The 22759-nt window shown below is 71.1% G+C and carries 21 protein-coding genes; 5 read left to right on the top strand and 16 right to left on the bottom strand.

Annotation, left to right across the window (positions count from 1 at the left end):
- Positions 1-54: 54 nt before the first annotated feature.
- The 8 genes from AB0M08_RS18360 to AB0M08_RS18325 all read right to left on the bottom strand — a co-directional run bounded on the left by AB0M08_RS18360 (position 55) and on the right by AB0M08_RS18325 (position 8105).
- Positions 55-1059, bottom strand: coding sequence for a hypothetical protein (locus tag AB0M08_RS18360; protein WP_364494203.1), 1005 nt, complete (start codon positions 1057-1059; stop codon positions 55-57).
- Positions 1049-1720, bottom strand: a complete 672-nt coding sequence (locus AB0M08_RS18355; protein WP_364494200.1) for a TIGR03943 family protein — start codon at positions 1718-1720, stop codon at positions 1049-1051. Before AB0M08_RS18355 ends, AB0M08_RS18360 begins: the two co-directional genes overlap by 11 nt.
- Positions 1717-2685, bottom strand: a complete 969-nt coding sequence (locus AB0M08_RS18350; protein WP_364494197.1) for a permease — start codon at positions 2683-2685, stop codon at positions 1717-1719. Before AB0M08_RS18350 ends, AB0M08_RS18355 begins: the two co-directional genes overlap by 4 nt.
- Positions 2686-2773: 88 nt before the next feature.
- Positions 2774-4282 carry a lysyl oxidase family protein gene (locus AB0M08_RS18345; RefSeq protein WP_364494194.1) on the bottom strand — a complete coding sequence of 503 codons (1509 nt, stop codon included), beginning with the start codon at positions 4280-4282 and terminating at the stop codon, positions 2774-2776.
- A 169-nt stretch (positions 4283-4451) separates the two neighbouring features.
- The gene (locus AB0M08_RS18340) at positions 4452-4925 is read right to left on the bottom strand and encodes a DUF3237 domain-containing protein (protein ID WP_364494192.1); all 474 of its coding nucleotides are present in this window, start codon (positions 4923-4925) and stop codon (positions 4452-4454) included.
- The gene (locus AB0M08_RS18335) at positions 4922-5386 is read right to left on the bottom strand and encodes a helix-turn-helix domain-containing protein (RefSeq protein ID WP_364494189.1); all 465 of its coding nucleotides are present in this window, start codon (positions 5384-5386) and stop codon (positions 4922-4924) included. The genes AB0M08_RS18340 and AB0M08_RS18335 overlap by 4 nt, the downstream gene beginning before the upstream one ends.
- Positions 5383-6672: a flavin-dependent oxidoreductase gene (locus AB0M08_RS18330; protein ID WP_364494186.1), complete on the bottom strand. Its 1290-nt coding sequence runs from the start codon at positions 6670-6672 to the stop codon at positions 5383-5385. The genes AB0M08_RS18335 and AB0M08_RS18330 overlap by 4 nt, the downstream gene beginning before the upstream one ends.
- 266 nt (positions 6673-6938) lie before the next feature.
- On the bottom strand, positions 6939-8105 hold the full coding sequence (locus AB0M08_RS18325; protein ID WP_364494183.1) for a pectinesterase family protein: 1167 nt from the start codon (positions 8103-8105) through the stop codon (positions 6939-6941).
- Positions 8106-8367: 262 nt separating this feature from the next.
- Between AB0M08_RS18325 and AB0M08_RS18320 the strand changes: the two genes are divergently transcribed.
- Entirely contained in the window at positions 8368-9057 is a 690-nt protein-coding gene (locus tag AB0M08_RS18320; protein WP_364494180.1) for a hypothetical protein, read from the top strand.
- A 455-nt stretch (positions 9058-9512) separates the two neighbouring features.
- Entirely contained in the window at positions 9513-10697 is a 1185-nt protein-coding gene (locus AB0M08_RS18315) for a cytochrome P450 (RefSeq protein WP_364494177.1), read from the top strand.
- Positions 10698-11228: 531 nt separating this feature from the next.
- Here the strand turns inward: AB0M08_RS18315 and AB0M08_RS18310 are convergent.
- From AB0M08_RS18310 to AB0M08_RS18280, 7 genes are all read right to left on the bottom strand, one after another.
- Positions 11229-12458 (bottom strand): beta-ketoacyl-[acyl-carrier-protein] synthase family protein, encoded by a 1230-nt coding sequence (locus AB0M08_RS18310; protein ID WP_364494174.1) that lies wholly within the window; start codon positions 12456-12458, stop codon positions 11229-11231.
- Positions 12455-12913 carry an acyl carrier protein gene (locus AB0M08_RS18305; RefSeq protein WP_364494171.1) on the bottom strand — a complete coding sequence of 153 codons (459 nt, stop codon included), beginning with the start codon at positions 12911-12913 and terminating at the stop codon, positions 12455-12457. Before AB0M08_RS18305 ends, AB0M08_RS18310 begins: the two co-directional genes overlap by 4 nt.
- Positions 12914-12962: 49 nt before the next feature.
- On the bottom strand, positions 12963-14018 hold the full coding sequence (locus AB0M08_RS18300) for a sulfotransferase (RefSeq protein WP_364494168.1): 1056 nt from the start codon (positions 14016-14018) through the stop codon (positions 12963-12965).
- A 283-nt stretch (positions 14019-14301) separates the two neighbouring features.
- Positions 14302-15441, bottom strand: coding sequence for a S8 family peptidase (locus AB0M08_RS18295; RefSeq protein ID WP_364494470.1), 1140 nt, complete (start codon positions 15439-15441; stop codon positions 14302-14304).
- Positions 15442-15636: 195 nt separating this feature from the next.
- A complete protein-coding gene (locus AB0M08_RS18290; protein WP_364494165.1) occupies positions 15637-16056 on the bottom strand; it encodes a DUF6114 domain-containing protein in 420 nt (139 codons plus the stop codon).
- Between the two features lie 2 nt (positions 16057-16058).
- Complete coding sequence (locus AB0M08_RS18285) at positions 16059-16679, bottom strand: DUF6230 family protein (RefSeq protein ID WP_364494162.1); 621 nt, start codon at positions 16677-16679, stop codon at positions 16059-16061.
- Positions 16680-16828: 149 nt separating this feature from the next.
- Positions 16829-17545, bottom strand: coding sequence for a TetR/AcrR family transcriptional regulator (locus AB0M08_RS18280; RefSeq protein WP_364494159.1), 717 nt, complete (start codon positions 17543-17545; stop codon positions 16829-16831).
- Between the two features lie 190 nt (positions 17546-17735).
- Between AB0M08_RS18280 and AB0M08_RS18275 the strand changes: the two genes are divergently transcribed.
- The 3 genes from AB0M08_RS18275 (at position 17736) to AB0M08_RS18265 (ending at position 20845) form a co-directional block, all read left to right on the top strand.
- Positions 17736-18650: a hypothetical protein gene (locus tag AB0M08_RS18275; RefSeq protein ID WP_364494156.1), complete on the top strand. Its 915-nt coding sequence runs from the start codon at positions 17736-17738 to the stop codon at positions 18648-18650.
- Between the two features lie 26 nt (positions 18651-18676).
- Positions 18677-19324, top strand: a complete 648-nt coding sequence (locus tag AB0M08_RS18270; protein WP_364494153.1) for a Tat pathway signal sequence domain protein — start codon at positions 18677-18679, stop codon at positions 19322-19324.
- A 171-nt stretch (positions 19325-19495) separates the two neighbouring features.
- Positions 19496-20845 carry a glycoside hydrolase family 6 protein gene (locus tag AB0M08_RS18265; RefSeq protein WP_364494150.1) on the top strand — a complete coding sequence of 450 codons (1350 nt, stop codon included), beginning with the start codon at positions 19496-19498 and terminating at the stop codon, positions 20843-20845.
- 23 nt (positions 20846-20868) lie between these two features.
- Here AB0M08_RS18265 and AB0M08_RS18260 read toward each other — a convergent pair whose 3' ends face one another.
- Complete coding sequence (locus AB0M08_RS18260) at positions 20869-22755, bottom strand: PAS domain-containing protein (RefSeq protein ID WP_364494147.1); 1887 nt, start codon at positions 22753-22755, stop codon at positions 20869-20871.
- Positions 22756-22759: the final 4 nt, after the last annotated feature.

Below are 22759 nucleotides of genomic sequence, written 5' to 3'. Positions count from 1 at the left end.
GTGCCATTCAACCTAACCGAGATCACATTCGATCGCCAGGCCGGAACGGTTCACTCAACCATTCACCGTCCGCAGATCCAGCGTGTGCCAGGTCGACGCGGACTGCCACCAGAGCATCCCGTCGTGGGTGAAGACCGAGCCGGCGGCCGGGTCCACGGTGCCGGTCCGGCCGGTCCGCAGATCGAAGAGCACCAGGGCCGCCGTACCGGTGACGTCGGAGTGCGGGCCGGGCTCGGCGAGGATCTCGAACCGGTCCAGCACCGCCACGTCGTCGACCCCGGCCCGCGCGGTGGGCCCGGCGATCCGGCGGCGCCCGGAGCCGTCCGGGTGCATCAGGTCGATCCGGGCCAGGTCCTGTGCCGCCGACATCACCATCACCCGGCACCAGGTCGGCGAGCAGGTGCTCCACTCGGCGCCGCTGGTCGGCACGTCGATCGTCTCGGTGGTGTCGAGGTTGCGCAGCCGGCCCGCCCCGGCGCCGCCCGCGTCGTCGGTGATCCAGGGCCAGGCGGTCAGCGACCACTGGCCGGGCTCCACGTCGGTCTCGACCGGGCCGCCGGTCAGCGCCACCGAGCGGATCTGGGTGACGTCGTCGCCGTCGTTCGGCGCGGCGGCCCAGTGCACCCGGCCGTCCGCCACGACCAGGTCGTACTGGTTGCCGGAGAAGATCGCGTTGCCGGTGTCCGCGGTGAGCTGCCGGGGTGCGGCACCGGTGGCCAGGTTCGCCGCCCAGACGGTGAGCGCCTCGCCCCGGCTCTCGGTCCAGAGCAGTTCGTCACCGGCACGGGTGAGGTTGTCGAACTGCCCGCCCCGGCGCAGTTCCCTCTCGCTCCCCGCGCTCTCGATCACCAGCCGGGTGCCGTCGAGGACACCCACCGCCGTTGATCTATCCATGAAGAGCAGAGGATCAACCTTTAAGTCCGGCAGATCTGAGATGTCGTACATGGGTTGCGCGGGTACGGCAGGCGCCGCCGGGATCTCGGAGGCGAGCAGCACCCCGCCCGCCAGCAGCGCCACCACCAGACTCAGCCGGTTACCGCTCAGCCGGTTACTGTTCATACGGCCGCTCCGGCTCCGCGATCGGCTCCCAGCTCTGCACCTCGACGTACGCGATCTCCGCGCCGCTCACCGGGTCCTTGCCGCGCCGCGGGCTGTAGACCCCGGTGACCCGGACCCAGGACGTACCGGAGGGCGGCGCCCCGGTCAGCCCCACTTTGATCGGGCGCCCGTCCGCCGCGCAGCAGGTCATCACGATCCGGGCGAGCATCACGCCGCCGTCCTCCCCCGGCGTGAGGAACCCGGCCAGCCGCAGCTGCCGCCCGGTCAGGCTCCGCCCGTCGTCGTAGATCGCCCGTGACGAGTAGTCGAGCAGCCCGACCGCCACCGGGTCACCGGCCGGCAGCGTCGGGTAGTCCGAGTCCGGCACCACCGCGATCGCCCCCGACCGGTCCGCCGTGTACGCCCCGAGCGCGGGCGGCGCCACCAGCAGCAACCCGATCACCGGCAGCAGCAGGAGCCAGCCGACCCAGGGTTCGTGGTGGTGGCCGCTCTCCTTCGCGACCAGCGTCAGCACGCCGACCGCGATCAGGATCACGCCCGCGACCAGCAGGAACGGCCCGAGTCCCGGCTTCACGTAGCGCAGGAACAGATCCGACCACCACGCCTTGACCACCGCACCGCCGAGGAGCAGCAGCACGACCCCCTGCGCCTGGCGGTTCACCGGAGCACCGCCCCGAACCCGACTCCCACCACGACCGCGGCCACGAACGTGACCGGCGCGAACCGGACCATGAACCGCCGCCCGAAGACCCCGGCCTGCATCGCGATCAGCTTGAGGTCGACCGTCGGGCCCACCACCAGGAAGACCAGCCGGGCGGTGAGCGAGAACGGCGAGAGCGAGGCGGCCACGAACGCGTCCGCCTCGCTGCAGATCGAGAGCAGCACCGCGAGCACCGCCAGGGCCAGCACGCCGAGCACCGGGTGGCCGGCCAGCCGCTGCAGCCACGCGTCCGGGACCAGCACGTTGATGGTCGCCGCGGCGGCCGCGCCGACGACCAGGAAGCCACCGGCGTGCACTATGTCGTGGCGGCAGGACGACCAGAACGCCCGCCACCGCGGCTCGCCGTCGTCGTGCGTACGCGGCAGCCTGATCCACTCGGGCCGCCCGATCCGCAGCCAGAGCCAGCCCATCAGCACCGCCACCACCAGGCCCGCCGCCGCCCGGGCCGCCACCATCTCCGGCTGCCCGGGGAAGGCGACCGCGGTCGCGGCCAGCACGATCGGGTTGATCGCCGGCGCGGCCAGCAGGAACGCCAGCGCGGCGGCGGGTGTCACCCCGCGCCGGATCAGTGACCCGGCGATCGGCACGCTGCCGCACTCGCAGCCCGGCAGGATCACCCCGGCGAGGCCGGCGGCGGGCACCGCGAGTGCCGGATGCGACGGCAGCACGCGGGCCCAGAACGTCCGCGGCACGAAGACCGCGATCACCGCCGAGAGCACCACCCCGAAGACCAGGAACGGGACGGCCTGCACCAGCACCGAGACGAAGACCGTGGTCCAGGTCTGCAGGCGGGCACCGGAGACGAGCCCGGCGAGCGGGTCGCGGACCGCCACGAGAATGATCAGAATGGCCGCGAGAATCTCGACGCCGAAGCCGGATCGGCGTGCCTGGTCGACCGAAACCAATGATCACTCCCCTCTCGTCGACTTCGCAATTTAGCGGCCGCGCCGTGAATTCCAGAAATGCTCATATGAGCATCTGCTCATCAATGGGTCAGCCCTTGATTCCGCCGATCTTCGGAACGGTGACGGTCCGCCGTGCCGGGGTGCCGCCCAGCACGATCCGGCGGAGCGAGGTGTTGTTCGCGGTGCTCAGCTCGGCGAGCTTCCCGGCCGGGTTGGCGCGGACCCGGATGTAGTACGTCCCGTTCGGCAGCCCGGTCACGTCGAACGACTGCCCCGGCCGCTCCTGCGTGTAGGTGTCGCCGTTGCCGATGTCCAGCACCTCACGGACCGCCACCGCGGTGTTGCCGCCGCAGGCCGTGGAGAGGTCGGTGTTCTCCGGGCGCCACTTCGCACCGGCCATCGTGTAGTCCACCGCGTCGGTGTTGGCCAGGCAGAACGCCTCCTTGCCGCTGCGCACCGCGAGCTTCTTGTCGGCCCTCAGCAGCTCGTACCGGGCGAAGTCGGTGAAGTGCCAGTGCTTGTGACCCAACCGATCGTCCCATTCCATCGTCCCGGCACCGGCCGAGCCCACCTGCCGGCCACGCGCGTCGTAGAAGTACTGGTAGGCGTCCATCAGCTCGCTACGGGTCCGCCGGAAGCCGTCCACCAGCAGCGGCGAGGTGCCCGCGTTCCACACCGTGGCCCCGAAGTTCACATAGCTCTTGCGCCCCTTCCGGGAGAGCGAGATCCCCCAGGCGGGCAGCGAGCGCAGGTCGGGACGGGGTCCGGTCGCCGGTGCGACGGTGGCGGCCTCCGGGCGGCGGGCCGGGGGACGGAACTCGGGCAGCCACCCGGAGATCTGCCGCTCCTCGTCGCCCTCACCGTGATCGTGGCCGCCGCCGGCGTCCGCCGCCAGGGCACTCTCCTCCGGCGGCCCCGACGCCACGTTCACGACGGTCACCCTCACCGAGGCCGTCGCGCTCTTCGCGGGGATCTTCAGGAGTCTCGTGTACGCCGGGTTGACGGCGACCGTGGCCACGTACTTCCCCGGGGCCAGGTCGAAGCCGGAGCCGGCGTCGATCCCGGCGTTCCACCCGGCCTGGATCCCCCAGACCGCGCCGAGCAGGAACGGGTTCCCCTCGGAGCACCCCCGCGGGTAGGGCGACTGGGCCGGGGCGTCGCGGCGGGTCCGCACCGACTCGTAGGAGTTCGGGCAGAACGTGGTCCGGTAGCGCCGGGCCACCTTCCCGGTGCGGGCGTTCGTCAGGGTCACCGTGGTGAACGCGCGCAGCCCGGCGAAGTCGGTGACGGTACCGGCGGGCAGACGCGTCCGCCGGCCGCCGATCACCTGCTCGGCGACGATCGGGCTCTCGTAGGACGTCCGCCGCGCCCGGATCTCCAGCGGGCGGTTCCCGGCGATCAGGCTGATCCCCAGGTCCAGGTAGACGCTGTGGGCGCCCTCGTCGAGGTAGCGCTCGGCGGTCACTGCGCCGGCGGCCGCGACCAGCCGTAGCGGTGGCGGCACCGGCTCGGCCCGCGCCGCTCCCGCCCCCGCGGCCAGCATCGCCAGCACGCCCGTCGCGGCCATCGCACCCATTCGCTTCGTGTTCCGGATCATGAGGCCTCCCCATGGTTTTGTCCGGTTCATACGGACATCTCACCGGGGAAACCGGCGTGGTCGCCATCGAGCAACCACGGCTCAAATACGGTCAGAAGCTAACAAATAGGATGCGTAACTCGCTCGTTCGTAGCGATTTGTCGCATAGGCGACGCGCCGGAACCACCCGTCAGGTGACTTTGTACGCCGTGTACCTCACCCGGTTCGCCTCCCGGACCGCCGACGCCACGAAGATCGACTGCTCCAGACCGGCCAGCCGGGGCGCCGCGGTCTCCAGCCGTACGCCCAGCCGGAAGTAGTACTCGGCCGGGGTCACCGCGTCCCCGCGCAGCAGCGCCTCGAGGACCTCCGGCCGGCCACTGCGGACGCCGAACGTGGTGATGTAGACGTGCTCGCCCCGCTCGGTACAGGCCGAGTACCGGGTGTCGATCTCGATCGCCCCGTCCGGCCGGACCACCTGCCAGTCCGCGCCGCCCGGCAGCACCGCCGCCTCGAAGAGCCCACTGACCCGCCCGCCCACGATCGGCACCACGCGCCGGTGCCCCGCGCGCGTCACCCCGTGATCCTCCAGCGGGCCGAGCTCCACCTCCACCTCGAAGGCGGCTTCCAGTCCCGGTACGGCCGGCGCCGTCATCCCACTCATGCGTCCTCCTTCTGCAGGGCTTCTCGCAGTCGCTCCAGCGCCGGGACCGCCGCGGCCAGGGCGGCGCGGTCCTCGATGTCGAGCGCGGCGACGGCCCGGGCGACGAGGACGCCGCTGGCCAGGTCGAACCGGTCGAAGAGGTCGAGCGCCGTCGCGGTGGCGAGCACCTCCACGTGGCGGCGGTCGCCGGGTGCCGGGCGGCGCTCGATCAGGCCGCTCGTCTCCATCACGGTGAGCAGGTTGCTGACCGTGGAGCGGCCCAGGCCGAGACGCCGGGCCAGCTCGCCGGGGGCGCTCACCACGCCGCGGGGCAGCGCCCGGAGGATCTCGATCTGCGCGTCCGGGATCTCGGGCAGGTGCTCGGCCGCGCGGGCGGCACCGAGCAGAGTCCGCCTCAACGGCGAGATGACCGCCGCGAGCCGCGCCGGGTCGAGCTCGTCCATCGGGGCACGCTCGCTCATCGGGGCACGCTCGCTCCTTGGGGCACGCTCAGTGAAGGCCGGTTGTTCAGCGCGTCGGGGTGGAAACCGGCCGCCTTCTTGTAGCCGGTGGCGATCGCGGTCAGCTCCTCCGGGGTCATCACGTCGTGGATGTCCGTGAAGCCGCCCGGGGCCCGCTCGTGACAGAGCACCATCACCTGCTCGGGGCCCTGCCTCCGGTTGCTCGACACCAGAGCCGTGGTGGCCGGGCGCCGCTCCGACTCGTACGCCGCAAGCGCGGAGGCGAAGGACGGCGCGGAGCCGAGGTGGAAGGCGAGCGTGCGAGCGTCGATGATCGCCTGCGAGGCGCCGTTGGACCCGTTCGGGTACATCGGGTGCGCGGCGTCGCCGATCAGGGTCGAGCGACCGTGCGTCCAGGTGTCGATCGGATCCCGGTCGACCATCGGGTACTCCAGGATCTCGTCGGCGGCGGCCAGCAGCCCCGGCACGTCCAGCCAGCCGAAGTCCCAGTCCCGGAAGAGGTCCACGATCGGCTGCTTCGGCACCGCCCGGTTCCAGTCCGCGTTCGCGTCCGCTCCCGTGCGGCGCTCCGCGATGAAGTTGATAAGACCGTTCCCGATCGGGTACGCCACGAACTTCTGCTCCGCGTCGCCCGCCATGATCATGGTGGCGCCGTCCAGGAAGCCGGGCACCCGCGCCGTCCCGCGCCAGAGCGTCAGACCGTTCCAGATCGGCGCGCCCTGATCCGGCTGGTGCTGCTTGCGCAGCACGGAGTGAATCCCGTCCGCACCGACGACCAGCTCCGCCACGACGTCGACCACGCCGCCCACACTGCCCGTCCCGCCCGCGCCGCCCGTCCCGCCCGCGCCGCCCTCGGTCGCGAAGCGCGCGATGTCGGCGGCCGCGCCGTGCTCCACCTCGATCAGCCGGTGACCGGTGATGACACTGTCCGTGCCGAGCCGGTCCCGCACCGCGGCGAGCAACTCCATCTGGAGCCGCCCACGGTGCACGGAGAGCTGAGGCCACCGGTACCCAGCGGCGAGCCCGCGCGGCTCACTCCAGATCTGCTGCCCGTGCCGGTTGTAGTAGGCGAGCGTCCCGGGCGCCGCACCGAGCTCACCGAGCCGATCGCCGAGTCCAAGTTCGGTCAGCTCCCGTACGGCGTGCGGCAGCAGGTTGATCCCGACGCCGAGCGGCCGGATCTCATCCACCCGCTCATAGACCCTGACCTCCCGGAACCCCGCATCGTGCAGGCTCAGCGCTGCGGTCAGGCCCCCGATGCCCGCCCCCACGATCACGATCGCCATCTCGGCCCTCCCACCCTGGAACGGCCCATAGTTTTGTTACAAACACATTCCTTGTCAACGCCTTCCCAGCCCTCACCCCCTCCTTCCCAGCCCCCACCCCCTCGCGCCCGGCACCGAGCGGTCCCGCCCTCTGCGCCCCGGCACCCCGCCCCGCCGCTCCGTTTCGGGTGTGAACCTCGGTGCCGCTGCGTACCCGAACTCCCCGCACCGTCGTGATTCACGGCCGGCGTGTGGAGTTCGGGCGTGCCGTTCGAGCGGGAGCGCGGTCAGCGGGACGAGCAGCCGAGGTCGGGCGCCCAGCCGTCGGAGCCGCGGAGGAAGTCGGCGACCGTGGCGGTGGCGGCCTCCTCGTCGGTGAGCCGAGGGCGGCCGTCGCCGGTCAGCGCACCCGGCCCGAAGTTGCGGTATTCGGCAAGCCGGGCGTCCTCCCACGGCCACGTCCCGAAGTCGCTCCACCCCTCGGCGCCGATGTGCGTCCCGATCCACGACTCCCGGATGATCGCCTGGCCGATCGCGTTCGGGTCCTGACTCGGGTGCCACGGACGTCCCAGGTAGACCGTGCCCGCCGGCGCGTCGGAGGTGAACCGGCACCTGCTGAACAGCAGCCCGTGCGGGTTCGCGATGTCGGTGCTCGGCGCGGTCACGTACCCGTTCGGGCTGCTCCCCCGGTTGAGCGAGTGGATCCGGCACCGGTCGAACGCCGCCGTCCCGCGCCCGAAGATGAAGTCGACGTCCCCCTCGACGTAGCAGTCCTTGAAGTACGCCCGCGCGATCACACTCGCCGAGGTGCTGTTCACGTAGAGCGTGTCCTGGTTCGCCAGGAACCGCACCCGGTCGAAGACCAGCTGGTCCGCCCGGGTGAGGATGGCGACCGCCTGCTGGTTGGTGATCTCCGGATGCGCGGCCTCGTCGAACAGGTTGGCCAGCGTCAGGTTGCTCGCCGTGAACCCGGCCCCGCTGACCGTGACCGAGGCGCTGCCCGAGGTCCCCCAGGTGGTGCCGTCCGGCTTGACCGTCCCGTTGGCCCGGTCGTCGGCGACCACCACGTCGTCGGGTTGCCGGCCGAGCCCACGCAGCTCGATCCACGTCTTGTCGGCGGGGACGACGACCTGGCCGAGGTACGTCCCCGGCCTGATCCCGATCACGTACGGCTCGGTCCTCCCGGAGGGCGCGGCGTCGATGGCGGCCTGGACGGTGGCGACGTCCCCGCTCCCGTCGGCCGCGACGACGAGATCCGGACGGGGTTCGTGCTCCCCGCCGGGCCCGGGCCCGTGAGACCCACCGAGCCCGGCATCGGCGCTTCCGCCAGTAGCGGTCCCGGCGCCGGCACCTCCGGCGGTAACGGTTCCGGCGGCCGCGGCGGGGCCGGACCAGGCGACCGCGGCGCCGGTACCGAGAGCGGCGGAGAGTTCGAGGAAGGTGCGACGGCGCATCATGGCCTCCCGGCCCTAGCTGGGGGAAAGGGCTTTCCTCACGGCACCGTAGGTCACCTGATCCAACTCCGTCAATGAGCATCCGCGTAACACGGCGGCAATCCCGGTGTTGCAGCCCCGAGACGGAGCCCCTACGGTGAGGGTCATCTCCACATCGAATAGCGCCGATGCCGATCCCCCTTAGTCGAAGCGCTTCGACACGGCTCGCCGGCGAGCCCAGCCCGGCACGGCGCCCGTTCCCCCTTCGAAGGAGGCGCACACGATGCGCAGACTCAGGATCGCGCTGTCCACCCTGTTCGCCGCGGCGCTGCTGTTCGTCGCCCCGCAGGCCGCCCACGCGGCCACCTGGTCCTCGTCCGACCAGTGGGCCACCTGGACCAACGGCGGGTACACGCTCTACAACAACATCTGGGGCTCCGGCGCCGGGGCGCAGACCATCTGGGCGAACTCGTACAGCAACTGGGGCGTCTGGGCCAACCACCCGAACACCAGCGGCGTGAAGTCCTACCCGAACGCCAGCAAGAGCGTGAACGTCGCCCTCAGCTCCCTGAAGACCGCGACCAGCAGTTTCAACGTGACGGTCCCGTCGAGTGGCGCCTACACCACGGCGTACGACATCTGGGCCAACGGCACCACGTACGAGATCATGCTCTGGATGAACAAGACCGGCGCGGTCGGCCCGCTCGGCACCCTGCAGACCACCGCCACGGTCGGCGGCCACACCTGGAGCGTCTACAGCGGCTCCAACGGCTCGAACGCGGTCTACTCGTTCGTCCGCACCAGCAACACCAGCTCCGGCACGGTCGACATCCTGGCGATCATGAAGTGGATCCAGAGCAAGGGCTGGTACAGCAACGTCACCCTCAGCACCATCCAGTTCGGCTACGAGATCACATCCTCCAGCGGCGGCCTGGACTTCGTCACCAACAGCTACTCAGCCACGACCAGCTGATCCCTCTCCACCCACACCGCTCCACCCACACCGCTCCACCCGCTCCGCTCCGCACCCGCCCTCGCCATCCCTTCTCCGCACCCCTCCTCCCCGCCCCGCCTACACCCCGGCGCCGCGCTCGCGGCTCGCCACGCACCCTCGACCCGGCCCGCCCACGACCCGGAGCGCCCACGGCTTGCCACGGACGCGACCCGGCGCCGACATGGCCGCCCATCGCGAGCGCGGGCCGGGCGGAGCGCCTGCCGCTGGGGCAGCGGCAGGCCGGACCCATCGCGAGCGCGGGCGGGACGGCGGGCGGACCGAGGGCAAGCCCGGGCCGGGCGACGGGAGCCGAACGCGAGACAGGCACGGAACCGAACGCGAGCCGAGCGCAGGGCTGAGCGCAGGGCTGAGCGCGAGCGCGGTGACCGGAGCGGCACTCGTCCGTTTTAGGCGTCTTCTGGCAGAGTGTCCGGGTGACTATTGAAGAGGTATTCGGAACCCGCGACTACTTCCAGGACCCCGGTGGCTGGTTGGCGCCCCTGCGGGAGTCGGCACCGGTCCATCAGGTGACCATCCCCGGCATGCCTCCCGCCTTCCTGGTCACCAGGTACGACGAGGCACGCCGGATCTTCACCGACTCGCGCCTGTGCAAGGACCGCACCCGGCTGACCCCCGACGAACGCGGCCTCGGCCCGGAGGACGTCTGGGTCAGCGGTCGCCAGCTCCTCAGCACCGACCAGGAGGACCACTCCCGGATGCGCCGTCTACTCGCCGGCTGGTGGTCCCGTGCCGCCGCCGAGCAGTGGCCCGCCCTGATCGAACACCACACCCGCGACCTGCTCGACGCCATGGCCGCCGGCCCGGCCGACACCGACCTGGTCACCTCCTTCGCCCGCCCTCTCCCGATGCGCGTGCTCGCCGACGTCGTCGGCATACCGCAATCCCAGGTTCCCGTCCTCCTTCCTCTGCTGCACACCCTCACCACCACCGCCGCCCCGAACAGCCCCGAACTCGTCGAGGCGCACGCCGGGCTCTCCGGCATCTGGTTCCGCCTGGCCCGGGAGCACGCCGGCGACGACACCCTGCTCGGCGTCCTCTCCCGGGCCCGCCGCCAGCGCGACATCTCCATGGTGGAGCTGAACTCCCTACTCACGATGCTGCTGATCGCCGGCGCCCACTCGATGTCCATGTTCCTGCCCCGCACGGTCATGTTGCTGGCCGACGAGCCGGCCCTGACCGCGACCCTGGCCGGCTCCGACGCCCCCGCCCAGGAGGCGGTGGTCGAGGAGCTGATCCGCCTCTGCGCCCCGTTCCCGATGGCCAGCCACCGCTATGCCACCCGGGAGATGGAGCTCTGGGGCATGCCGGTCCCCGCGGGTTCCCTGGTGGTCCCCGCCGTGGCCGCCGCCAACCGTGACCCTCGCGTATACGACGACCCCGAGTCCGCCTGCCCCGGCCGCCGCTCCACCGAGCCCCGCCCTCTGACCTTCGGCCACGGCGTCCATTACTGCCTCGGCGCCACCCTCGCCCGCCAGGAGGCCCTGATCGCCCTGACCCACCTCTACCAGCGCTTTCCCAGCCTCACCCCGACCTCTCCCGCGACCTGGCGCAACCACTTCATCCCCGAGCCCACGGCTCTCCCCGTTCGCCTGCACTGACCCCCTCGGCCTTCTCTCCCACCACGCCCACCGCCGGGTGGACAGGGGCACGCCGGCCGTGGCCTGAGCCCGCTCCGGGATCAGGCCACGGCGGAACACCGCCCGCGTGTGTCATGCGCAGGGCGGAACGCCATCGGCGGCCGACGGCGGTGTCGGTAGTGCTGGGTTCACCTTCGACACTCACCCTGGCGTTACCGCGCAGGCCGCCGCCGGGCGGTTGGCTCACCACATGACGAAGCAGGAAGCGGCGACGAAGCAGGAAGCGGCACAGAGCGAACGGGTGGAGCGCCGGCCGGGGCATCCGGGAACGCGGTGCGAGCGGGTGACGACGCGGCCGAGGCAGCGGCGCCGACCGCACGGAAGCGCCGGACGGACGGGCCGGACGCCGGCGAGCGGTTACGGGGGACGCCGGCGCGGTGGGCGAGATGGATCGGATGGGCGAGAGGGGCGCGGTGGGCAGGGGCTGGGTGCTCAGGAGCGTTTCGAGCGGGGCGGGACGCCCCCGAGCACCCAGCCGGGGAGAGCGAGAGGTCAGGCGGGTGTGAAGAGCAGCGCCGCGTTCTGACCGCCGAACCCGAAGGACGTGCTGACGGCCGGGGCGGGGCGGAGGTGGCGTGGACGGGTGCTGACCACGTCGAGGTCGACGGCGGGGTCGAGCTTGTCCAGGTTCGCCGTGGGTGGGAGGAGGGCGCGCTGGAGGGAGAGCACCACGCTCGCGGCCTCGATCGCGCCGGCCGCGCCCATCGCGTGGCCGATCGTGCCCTTGATCGCCGTGACCGGCGGGACCGACGGGCCGAAGACCTCCCGCAGGGCGCGGGCCTCGACGACGTCATTCATCGGGGTGCTGGTCGCGTGGGCGTTGACGTGGCCGATCTCGGACGGTGCGAGGCCGGCGTCCGTCAACGCGGTGCGGATCGCCTGGACCGCGCCCCGGCCCTCCGGGTGCGGGGCCGTCACGTGGTGGGCGTCGGCCGAGGCGCCGTAACCGGCGAGGTAGGCACGTACCGGCGCCCGGCGAGCACGGGCGTCGGCGGTCCGTTCCAGGACGAGCACCCCGGCGCCCTCGCCGAGGACGAAGCCGTCCCGGTCCAGGTCGAACGGGCGGGAGGCGAGCTCCGGCTGGTCGCCGCGGCCGGAGAGCGCACCGATCTTCCAGAAGCAGGCGGCGCTGATCCTGGTACGCCCGGACTCCGCACCACCGGCGATCACCACGTCGCAGGCGCCCGAGAGCAGCAGGTCCCGCGCGACACCCAGGGCGTGCGCCCCGGACGCGCACGCGCTGCTCACCGTGAAGCAGGGGCCCTGGGCACCGAGCGCGAGCGCCGCCTCCGCCGCGGCCATGTTCGGCACGCTGCGGGGCAGGGTGTACGGCGACAGTGCCTCCACCCGGCCCGCGCGGAGGTGCTCGAATCCCGCCTCGAAACCCTCCATGCTGGCCGACCCGACCCCGAGGATCACGGCCACCCTGGCCGGCTCCCAGGTTCCCGGGTCGAGGCCGGCGTCCGCGACCGCCTGTTTGGTGGCGGCCACCGCGAACCGGCTGAACGGGGCGATCCGGCGGCTGAGCCGGGCACCGAGCAGGGCGTCCCCGTCGAAACCCGGTACCCGGCAGCTGAACGTGACCGGCGTGCCGGCGAGTTCCGGGTCCGGCGCCGCGGTGGAGACACCCCGGCACAGCCCCGCCCAGCTCTCCTCCACGCCCACACCGGCCGGGGTGACCAGGCCGAGCCCGGTCACCGCGACCGCGTCGCGCCCGCTCACCGCACCCCGGCCGTGGCCGGAGACGGCGCCACTGAGGAGACCTCGACCGGCGAGGACCCGGCCGAGGCGAGACTGACCGAGGAGGAGCCGGCAGACGAGGTGCCGGCCGGGGAGGGACCGGCAGACGAGGGCACGAACGGAGACGAACCGGGGGTGGCCGAGCCGGGCGCGGCGGAATCAGCCGGGGAAGCGGAATCGGCCGAGGGGGATGCGGCAGCGGCGGCCCGCTCCTTCTCCAGGGCGGCGGCGACCTGCCCGACCGTGGTCTGGAAGTTGACCACGCCGTCGTCGAGCCGCTTCAGCCCGGTCTCGTCCTGAAGGATCAGGGCCAGCTCGAGGATCGAGAGCGAATCGAGCTCCAGGTCCTCCAGCGTCGTCTCGGGGGTGACCGTCGCGGGGTCGATGCCGAGGTGCTCCTGCATGTGGTTCACGACAATCTCGTACGCGGAGTCCATGCTTCCGCCTTCCTATGCAAAATTACAACGGATAGTGATATTTGAAGAATTACGCTGCGTGACCGAGACGGGTGAGCACCATCTCGCCGACCAGGCAGGCCCGCCGCAGCTCGCGCCGCTGCTGGGCGGGGAGTTCCGCCGCGGTGCCGGTGCGCCCCGGGCGGATCGTCGCGGCCGCCTCGGAGAGCCAGGCGGGGTCCGGATCGAAGCCCGCGAACGCGGCGAGCGCCGTGAGCCGGCCCACCGGATCGCCGACCAGGTCCCGGTAGCCCATCGCGAGGAGGCGGTCCGGGGGCAGCGCGGCGAACTGTGGTTCCGCCTCGAGCAGCAGCATGCTCCAGAGGCGGCCGTACCGGGCGAGCGGCACCGTGCGCTCGAGCACGTCGGGGGTGAACCGGCTGGGCAGGAACTCGAGCAGGTCGTCGGGGAGCCCGGCGACGTCCTCGGGGCCCGGCTCGGTCTCCCACGGGTCGGCCCCGCGCAGCAGGCGCCGCAGCTCGGCGTTCTGGGCCATGATCGCGAAGGCCGGGTGCCGGCTCATCGAGAGCGCGGTGTCCGGGCCGTCCCGGTGCAGATGGACCACCCGGGCGCCCGGGAAGATCCGCAGCAGACGGTCGAGCATCCGCACCGAGCCGCCGCTGCGCTCGACGATCACCCGGCGGCCGAAGAGGCGGGCGAGGTGGTCGAAGAGACGCCGGTAGTGCAGCTCGACCGGAGCCTCCGCCCATCGCGGCACCTCGGCGGCGAGCTCGTCGTAGAGGGCGTCCGGGTCGTCGGTGAGGTGCGGCAGGGTCAGCAGACAGAGCGCGGGCACCCCGGTCTCCGGCTGGAAGCGTCCCCGGCCGAACGGGTAGTGCCGCTCACGGACCGGCACCCGGCGCCGGACCAGCGCGTCCATTCGGGGGTCCATGCCGCACAGCAGTTCCCAGAAGCGGGCGCCGCTCACCGGCCCGGGCACCAGCGGGACGTGCAGCGTGGTGAAGAGCTCGCTGACGCTGAGCACCTCGGGGTGCCGGGCGAGCACTTCGGAGACCATCGTGGAACCACAGCGGCCGGTGCCGGTGACGATGACCGGCGGGGTCGTGGTGGAGCTGGTTCGGGACATCGGTGGACCGGTCCTTTCGGAACCATGAGTAACGAGGCGTCAAAGCCCGGCTACCATAAGCCACCGCCACGCCGCCGTTCGTTCGACGACACGCCGAAACCCGAAAGGGACGAAATGGCACAAAACTCCGGAACGGCCGGGAGCGGAAGGCCGCACGCCACGGGCCGTACGAGAAAAAGGGAACGGACCCGGCGGAGAACCGCCGGGCCCGGACCGGAGACGTGGTGCCAGAGATGCGACGCCAGAGATGTGGCGCCAGGAATGTGACGCCGGAGACGCAGGGTCAGTTGACCACGAAGAGGAGCTTGTTCGGGGAGCTGGTGCCCGGGCTGGTCACGACGCCGCTGGTGGCGTTGGTGGTCAGGTACGAGGCCACCTGCGCCGGTGTGTACGAGGGGTTCGCCTGCAGGACGAGTGCCGCGGCACCCACCACGTGCGGGGTCGCCATCGACGTGCCGCTGATCGTGTTCGTCGCCGAGGTGCTGGAGTACCAGTCCGAGGTGATCGAGGTACCCGGCGCGAAGATGTCCAGGCAGCTGCCGTAGTTCGAGTACGACGCCCGCGCGTCGGCGCTGGTCGTGGCACCCACCGTGATGGCGGTGGTGACCCGGGCCGGCGAGTAGTTGCACGCGTTGGCGCTGCTGTTGCCGGCCGCGATGCCGTAGGTGATGCCCGCCGCGATCGAGTTGCTGACTGCGGTGTCCAGCGTGGTGCTGGCCGAGCCGCCGAGGCTCATGTTCGCCACGGCCGGCTTGATCGCGTTGCTGGTCACCCAGTTGATGCCGTTGACGACACCGGCGGTCGTGCCACTGCCGGAGCAGTTGAGCACCCGGACCGCGACGAGCTGGACGGCCTTGGCGACACCGTAGGTCGTGCCGCCCACGGTGCCGGCGACGTGCGTGCCGTGCCCATTGCAGTCGGTGGCGTTGCTGTCGCCGTCGACGAAGTCGTAACCGCTGACCGCACGCCCGCCGAAGTCGGTGTGCGTGGTCAGGATGCCGGTGTCGATGATGTACGCGTGCACGCCCGACGCGGTGCTCGGGTACGTGTAGGTGCCACTGAGCGGGAGGGCGGCCTGGTCGATCCGGTCGATGCCCCAGGTGGCGCCGCTCTGCGTGGCGCCGATCGAGATGACCTGGTTCTGCTCGACGTACGCGACGGCCGGGTCGGCGGCGAGACGCTTCGCGGCGGTGGCGGACATGCTCGCGGCGAAGCCCTTCACCGCGGAGGTGTACACCGAGTCGACGGCACCGCTGTACTTGGCGGCGAGCCGGTTCGCCCGGGTTCCGACGGTGCTCACCGTGCCGTCCTTGAGGATGACGATGTAGCTGCCCGGAACCGCGGTCGCGGAGTCGGCGAGGCGGACCTCGCCGAGGGCGGGTGCGGCGAAGGCCTGGGTACCCACTCCGATGATCATGGTCATGGCCAGTGCGGCGGTGGCGGTGCCCGCGAATGCGCGCGCCCCGAATCGCTGGAATCTCACGTCCCTGGTCCCTCTCGATCAGATGCGGAACGGAGCCGTCCCCCCGAACGGCACAAAGTCAATGACGGTTGTCACTGTCTTAAACGGGGACGTTAACAGCTGTTAGATCGATCCGGGTAGATACCTTTCGCAGTATCACGCAACGCTATGCTGATCTTGATCCTTCGAAGCCGGCACGTCCTGCGTCCACGAGAAGGCGAGCGCCCCGCCGACCAGGCCGATCAGCAGACCGAACAGGAAGCCGCCGAGGTTGGAGGTCATCCAGGAGACCAGCACGAAGAGGATGGCGACCAGCGAGTAGAAGATCCGCTGCGCCGGATGGAAGAGGAGGAGCAGGCCACAGAGCATGATCACGACGGGTACCACGTACCCGGACATGTTCTGCATGCCGACGTGCAGCACGACCGGGAGCGGCGCCCACACGGTGAGCATGATCTCCAGGCCGGAGAGCAGCACCAGCAGGCCACCCCAGAAGGGGCGGCTGCGCCGCCAGTCCCGCCAGACTCTGCGCTTCTCAGGCTCGCGGTGGAACCCGCCCCCGGTCGTGTCCGTCATCGTCAGCAGCCCGTCGAGCTGAACGACATCTTGAGGTTGGGCAGGTGGAACACCGCGGCGGTGGTGGCGTAGTTGTTCTGCCGCAGGTTGGTGATGGTCACCGTGTCCGCCTGCTGGCCGAAGACGCCGATGTTGCCCTTGGCGCCCGGCACCTTGTCGAGCGTGCTGGCGTCGTTGCCGATCTCGATGTTGGTGAAGTCGGCGTTACCGGTGATCAGGTCGGAGTCGACGATCAGCTTCTCGGCCTTGACCGGGTCGCTGGCGCTGCCCGCGGTGATCTTCAGGTACATGCCGCCGAGCTCGATGCTCTGGCACAGACCCGCGAGTTCACCCTTGTTGATCGCCGAGACGATGACGATCACCTGGCCGCCGGTGTCACCCTCGTTCGGGCTGTTCGGGGCCATGCTGTCGAGCTCGGCGTACTGCTCGAAGCCGGTACCGGTCAGCTTGGGCGAGGTGATGATGAACGGCATGCCGGAGATGGAGAACGAAGCGGCCAGAACGCCCTTGCCGGTGAGCAGGATCAGGCCGGTGGTAACGGCGAGACCGGTCAGCATCGTGACGCCGAAGCGGCGCCAGCGGGTGTGGCCGTGTCTTGCCGGTGTGTGGCTATCGAGGGACATACAGGCTCCCTGGTCACGACGGGCTAGACCCCCGGCTACCGCACTGCGGATGCGGGCCGGCGGTTTTCGCTATTGGTTTCACTCGATGGATTTCGGCGAAGTTACGCCTCAGTAACGAGGATCGTCAAGACCATCCGCCGGCATTCCAGTCAGTGAAAAACCTCGTCGGTATCTGACCGGGGAGAATGCTCGGTCAACTCCGTCGCGGCACCTTCGCGCCCGAGGAACGGAGCCATGGTGAAGTAGCTGAGCATCGGCAGCAACCCGGGCAGCCGGTCGACGTGACCGTCCGAAACATACCGGTAGATGGTCGAGTACACACCCCCCACAACGGTATCGATCAATCCTTCCGGGAGCGGGCCGGAGGCGGGATGCGGCGCGGCCTCGAAGAACCGGGCGAACCGGCCGAGCAGTTCGGCACGCTCCCGGCGCGCCTCGGGCCCGGCCGCGTCGATCTCCACGATCGCCATCGTCGCGAACGCGGGCACGCTGGCCAGCAGGGACAACAGCACCCGCAGGGCGGCGCGGGCGCCCGTACGCCAGTCGGTCTCGCTCTCGAAGGCATCGTCCATCAGCCGCAGCAGCACCCCGGTGCCGAATCGGTAGGTGTCCAGGAACGCGTCCTCCTTGCCGGCGAAGAGCGCGTAGAAGGCCGGCCGGGTGACACCCGCCGCGGCGCAGATGTCACTCACCCGGGCGTTCGTGTAGCCCTTCTCGGCGACCGTGTGCACCAGGGCGTCGTAGAGGCGTTCCCGCTGCGTGGCGGCGACCACCTCGGGCGGCAGCGTGCGGGGCCCGCGCTTGATCGCCCGGGCCGGGTCACGGCCGGTCCGGGCTCCCGGAAGCGGGTCGATCGTGTTCGTCATCGTCACCCCTCGATGGCTTGACACCGCAGACCGCCAGGTTTATAACTCTGACAGGTTTTTCATGGCATTCGCCATGATCTCGATGGTGTACGAGGCGGGCTCCCAGTATCACCCTCCGCTGAACTCCCCGGACCGCTGCGGAAACGGCCGGGTCGACGCTCCCACCATCATCATTAAGGAGTGTGGCGCCATGGTTGCGTCACCGTTCAAGCGTGCCCTGATCACGCTGATGGCCACCACGACCGCACTGGTCGTCGCCGCGGCACCGGCCCAGGCGGCCGAGCCCGGTGGCGCGTACACCGGACTGGGCGACTGCCCCCTGACCTCGACCGTGATGAAGGATGCGACGAACCTTCAGGTCGGCTGCGTGTACTCGGTCACCAACGGAGGAAGCGTCACGATCGGCGACAACGTCGTCCCGTTCGAGGACCCGATCACGGTGCAGTTCGGCGTCTACTGGCCGGCCAGCGCGCCGGTGCGGACCTTCCCCGACGGCACCGAGGCGAACGTGTACTCCACCGTCCCGGCGGCGAACGGCAAGACGCTGATCGCCGAGCCGCTGGAGGTCGAGATCCCCGGCATCGAGAACATCATCCCCGGCGTGACCAGTGTCTTCGCCAAGGTCGAGCTGGCCGGTGACATCACCGACTTCGTCCCGCTCGCCACCGGTGAGAACACCCCGGTCTTCGTACTGCCGGTCAAGCTCCACCTTTACAACGCCTTCTTCGGCGGATCGTGCTACATCGGGTCGAACAGCAACCCGATCAAGTTCAGCCCGACCACCGGGACCACCAGCCCGCCCGCCCCGAACACGCCGGTCACCGGCGACTCCGGCGAGCTCTCCATCGTCGCGGACCCGAACGGGTACCAGACGCTGGGCGTCGGCTTCAGCGGGGCGACGCTGGTGGACAACGCGTACGCGGTGCCCAAGGCGAACGGCTGCGGCCTGATCCCCGGCACCCTCGACGCGCTGATCAACCTCGCCTTCGGGCTCCCCTCGGCGGCCGGCAAGAACGCCGTCGAGTTCGGCGACAACGACACCACGTTCGCCATCTCTCCCAGTCTGGACGACCTCCAGCAGGCCCTGGCCGCCTCGGCCAACTGAAGTTCAACCCTAGAAAGGTGTCCCCCATGCGTTCTCGCATCACCGCCGCCGCGATCGCCGGCACCGCTCTCGCCGCGATCCTCGGCGCCGCTCCCGCCTACGCCGACGACGTCGCGGTGCTGACCGCCGACGGTGCGGCCGTCGCGGTCGGCGACACCATCGCGGCGCCGCTCGCCACCGGCACCAACGCGGCCTTCGCCACCACGGCGGGCGGCACCAGCGGGATGTTCTGCGCCGCGTCGAGCATCAGCTCGCTCGTCAACGACAACCCGGTCTCCCCGGGCAGCGCGTCGCTCTCCTCCACGCTGACCCTGGGCACCTGCACGGTCACCGGGATCACCGGCGTGACGGGCGTCAACAGCGTCACGGTCAACAACCTGCCGTACGCCACCACCACCGCCAGCGACGGCACCGTGACGGTCGCCGGCACCGACGCCGCGCCGATCTCCGCCACCCTGGTGCTGAAGACCCTGCTCGGCTCGGTGACCTGCGTATTCGTGGCCAACAACAACGCGATCAGCGCGGTCGCCGACAACACCGACAACTCGATCACCTTCACCGACCAGCAGTTCAACAAGAGCACCGGCCCGGCGGCCTGCGTCGCCAACGGCTTCTTCACCGCCAAGTACACCCCGGTCACGACCTCCGCCGGCTCCGCCGTCTCGGTCAACTGACCTCCTTCGGCTCGTCGAGCTGATCCCTGACGGGGCCTCCCCGTGCGGCTGCTCTGCCAACCGGCCGCACGGTGAGGCCCCTATCGATTGATGCACCTAGATTGCCGGGACGTGGCGGCGACGTTACGGTGGGAGCGCTCCCAGAACCTTCTCCCCCCGGAAGGAACGTCGATGTCCCCCAGGAACAAGGGCTGGCTGGCGGCCGCGGTCGCCGCAGTGGCGGCAGCCGGTGGCACGGTGCTCGGTGCCGTACCCGCCGAGGCCGGAAGCATCAGTGGCACGCTCTACCGCGAGGCGGACACCGCCGTCGCCCGGTGGGTGGCGGCCAACCCGAACGACTCGCGGACCGCGGTGATCCAGAGCCGGATCGCCAGCCAGCCCGCGTCGCACTGGCTCGCCACCGTCAACCTGAGCACGATCGGCAGCGAGGTCGCCACCTACGTGAACGGGGCGAACGCCGCCGGGCAGATCCCGGTGCTGACCGTCTACGGAATCACCAACCGGGACTGCGGCGGCGCCAGCTCGGGCGGCGCTCCCGACCTCGGCCAGTACCAGACCTGGATCAACGGGATCGCGGGCGGCCTCGGCACGCGGACCGCCGTGGTGATCCTCGAACCGGACTCGATCGCCCTGCAGACCTGCCTGAGCTCCGGCGAGATCACCGCCCGCGACCAGGCCCTGAGCACCGCGACCCGGACCCTGAAGGCGGCGAACCCGAACGCCCGGGTCTACCTCGACGCCGGGCACTCGACCTGGAACAGCGCGGCCGATCAGGCGTCCCGGCTGGTGGCGGCCGGAGTCGCGGACGCGGACGGCTTCTACACCAACGTCTCGAACTTCAACGCCACGTCGAGCGAGGTGAGCTACGGACGGTCGATCATCAGCGCGCTCACCGCGGCGGGCGTCTCCGGCCGGCACCAGGTGATCGACACCAGCCGGAACGGCGGCGCGGCCGGCGACTGGTGCGGCGACGACAACACCGACCGGCGGATCGGGCAGTACCCGACCACCGCGACCGGTGACGCCGACGTGGACGCGTACCTCTGGGTGAAGCCGCCCGGCGAGGCCGACGGGTGCGCGTACACGGCCGGCTCCTTCCAGCCGAGCCTCGCCTACAGTCTGGCCACCGGAGTGGCCGATCCGACGACGAGCACCACGTCCCCCACCACGACGTCGCCCACCACGACGTCCCCCACCACGACGTCGCCGACCCCGACCGCGACCACCTCGTCACCGGCCGGCACGGGCTGCAGTGCCGTGCTCACGGTCACCAGTTCCTGGAGCGGCGGATTCCAGGCGGACGTCGCGGTCACCGGCAGCGGTTCCACCACGGGATGGGCGGTCAGCTGGACCCTCGGCAGCGGCCAGTCGATCAGCCAGGTCTGGAACGGCACGCTGACCACGAGCGGTTCCACCGCGACCGTACGGAACGCGAGCTGGAACGGCGCACTGCCCGCGACGTTCGGCCTGATCGCCGCCGGCACCGCCGGCACTCCGGTGCTGACCTGCACCGCGAGCTAGCAGCCACGGTCCCGGGCCGGGATCTACCGCTCGGCCCGGGACGACAGCAGGCGGTGCACCTCGCTCAACAGCGTCTGCGTCTCGAACGGCTTGCGGATCAGCGGCGCGTCCGGCGGCAGCTCCTGCCCGCCCGGCGCCGGCCCGCTGGTGTACCCCGACATGAACAGCACCGGCAGTCCCGGCCGGTCGTCGCGCAGCGCCGCCGCCAGCTGCGTACCCGACATCCCCGGCATGATCACGTCGCTGAGCAGCGCGTCGAACTCCAGCCCGCCGGCACGGCACATCCGCAGCGCCTCCTGCGGGTCCGGCGCTGAGAACACCCGGTACCCCGCCTTCTCCAGCAGCCGGCAGACGATGTCCCGGACCGCGTCCTCGTCCTCCACCACCAGGATCCGGCGTCCCGCCCCGCCCCGCGCGGGCCGCTCCTCGGCGATCACCGGCGGCGCCTCCCCGGGCGCACCGGCCGGCAGCCGCACCCGCAGCCGCGTCCCAGCGCCCACCGCGGACTCCAGCCCGATGGTCCCGCCCGCCCCGGTCACCACCCCGTACGCCGTGGCCAGTCCCAGCCCGGTCCCCCGCCCCCGGCCCCGGGTCGTGTAGAACGGCTCGAACGCCCGGGCAAGCACCTCCGGCGGCATCCCGCACCCGGTGTCGGTCACGTCGAGCGTGACGAAGTCCCCGTCGGCCCCGGTCGCGATGGTGAGCCGGCCGCCGGCGGGCATCGCGGCGCGCGCGTTCATCACCGCGTTCATCAGGACCTGCTCCAGCTTGCCGCGGTCCATCACGATCGGCGGCAGGTCCGGGGCGAGCGCGGTGGAGAGGTCGATGTCCTCGCCGAGCGTACGGGCGAGCATCCGCTCCATGTCCACGGCGACCGCGTTGAGGTCGAGCGTCTCCGCCCGGGACGGCTCGGCACGGCTGAAGATGAGGAGCTGCCTGGTCAGCGCGCTGCCCCGGGCGGCCGCCTGCTTGATCCCCTCGGCGTCGCCCACGCCGGGGTGCTCGGGGCCCAGCTCCTCGGCGAGGATGTCGGAGTACCCGGCGATCACCGCGAGGATGTTGTTGAAGTCGTGTGCGATCCCGCCCGCGAGCCGGCCCAGCGAGTCGAGCCGGTCGGCCTGGTGGAGCTGGTGCTCCAGCTCGGCGCGCTCCTTCTCGGCGGCGACCCGTTCGGTGACGTCGCGCAGGATGCCCTCGACCGCGACCCGCCGGCCGTCGTCGTCGGTGATCGCGCTGGCCCGCTGCTCGATCCAGACCGGCCCGTCCGCGGAGACCAGCCGTACGGTCAGCGTCCCGGGCCGGGCGGCGTGCCAGGACTCCCGGAGCCGGGGCCGGTCCTCCGGGACCACGCAGTCGAAGATCAGCGCCGGTTCCGCGTAGAACTCCTCCGCCCGCCGCCCGGTCAGCGTCTCCACCGCGCGGCTCAGGTACTCCATTCCCGGGTCGGGATCCAGGCGGTACCGGAAGATGATGTCCTGGGCGTGCTCGGCGAGCAGCCGGAACCGCTCCTCGCTCTCCCGGAGCGCGGCCTCGGCCCGGCTGCGCTGGGTGATGTCGGTGGAGATGCCGGCGACCGCGTACGCGTGCCCGCGCTCGTCGATGAGCGGGAACTTCGCGGTGATGTAGGTACGCGGCCCGTCGTCGCCCGGCGCCTGCTCCTCCATCTGCACCGGTATGCCCCCGGCGAGCGCCTGCAGGTCGTTGGCGCGGAACGCGTCGGCCATCTCCCGCGGGAACAGGTCGTGGTCGGTGAGCCCGACGATGTCCTCCCGGTCGAGGTCGAAGAGCCGCTCGTACTCCCGGTTGACCAGCAGGTAACGCCCGTCCGCGTCGCGCATGTAGATCACCGCGGAGGTGTGGTCGATCAGCGCCATCAGCTGGTCCCGGCCGATCGCCGCCAGCGGCTTCACCGAA

The organism is Actinoplanes sp. NPDC051851 (genome assembly GCF_040681165.1).
Classification (GTDB): domain Bacteria; phylum Actinomycetota; class Actinomycetes; order Mycobacteriales; family Micromonosporaceae; genus Actinoplanes.
The sequence above is the reverse complement of the archived record's forward strand: the minus strand, read 5'-3'. Positions and strand labels throughout refer to the sequence as shown.